Source organism: Polaromonas sp. P1_E3 (assembly GCF_056405935.1).
This window is the reverse complement of the sequence record NZ_JBFUBD010000615.1, coordinates 1-1,199: the sequence shown is the minus strand read 5'-3', so window position 1 is coordinate 1,199 and position 1,199 is coordinate 1. Positions and strand designations below refer to the sequence as shown.

General features: G+C 60.7%; 2 protein-coding genes. Both read left to right on the top strand.

The genetic code is table 11. From position 1 onward, the window contains the following. A partial coding sequence (gene gpmA / locus AC1D0Z_RS22205) for a 2,3-diphosphoglycerate-dependent phosphoglycerate mutase (RefSeq protein ID WP_477660310.1) occupies positions 1-602 on the top strand: 602 nt, incomplete at its 5' end. A 197-nt stretch (positions 603-799) separates the two neighbouring features. Then, positions 800-1,199, top strand: a 400-nt coding sequence (locus AC1D0Z_RS22200; protein WP_477660309.1) for a S41 family peptidase, incomplete at its 3' end; no start/stop codon positions are given.

The following is a 1,199-nucleotide window of genomic DNA, read 5'->3' as shown; positions in this document are numbered from 1 at the left end:
ATGACTTTGACGTGGCCTACACCAGTGTGCTCAAGCGAGCCACCCGCACGCTCTGGCATACGCTGGACGAAATGGACCGCACCTGGCTGCCTGTGGTGCACAGCTGGCGTCTCAACGAGCGGCATTACGGCGCGCTACAGGGTCTGAACAAGGCTGAAACGGCGAAAAAATTCGGCGATGAGCAGGTTCTGATCTGGCGCCGCAGCTATGACACGCCCCCCCCGCCGCTGGAAGCGAGCGACGAGCGCAGTGAACGGGGAGACCCCCGTTACGCGAAGCTGCAGCCCGGGCAGGTGCCCCTGACCGAATGCCTGAAGGACACGGTGAACCGCGTACTGCCCTTCTGGAACGAGTCCATGGCGCCGGCTATCAAGGCCGGCAAGCGCATTGTGGTGGCCGCCCACGGCAATTCCATCCGGGCCCTTGTGAAGTACCTGGACAACATCTCCGACAACGACATCGTGGGGCTCAACATCCCCAACGGCATCCCGCTGGTCTACGAGCTGGATGCCGAACTGCGGCCCTTGCGCCATTACTACCTCGGCGACGGTGAGGCTGCGGCCAAAGCGGCGGCTGCCGTAGGCGCACAAGGCAAGGCTTGAGGGGCATTTCAATGGCTCCTACCAGTCCTGCGGGAGCCATTCTTGTAAAAGTCCTGTAAAAGCTGGCCGTTTTGGCTCTTTTGCGGCGCTACACCGCGCGAATAGCGGAACTGCAGGGGCCGGCCTTCCTCCAAGGTGTATATTGCTTCACATTGGGGGAGCAGGGGCTCTTCAACAGGTTTACGAAGGTATTTTCTATGGGTCAGAAGCTCAAGATAGCAGGCTGGATTTCAATTGGCGCGGTGGCAGGAGCCCTTACCACCGTGCAGCTGCAAGCCGTGGCCCGTGGCGCCCTGGCACCCCTTCCCCTGGAAGAACTGCAGCAGCTCGCAGCCGTTTTTGGCATGGTCAAGACAGACTATGTCGAGCCGGTGGACGAGAAAAAACTCATTACCGATGCCATTTCCGGCATGGTGGCCAGCCTTGACCCGCACTCCGTCTACTTTGACAAGAAATCGTTCAGGGAATTCAGCGAAGGCACCACAGGCCGTTTTGTCGGCGTCGGCATCGAAATCAGCCAGGAGGACGGCCTCGTCAAGGTGGTGTCTCCCATCGAGGGCTCCCCTGCGGACCGCGCCGGCCTCAAGCCGAATGACC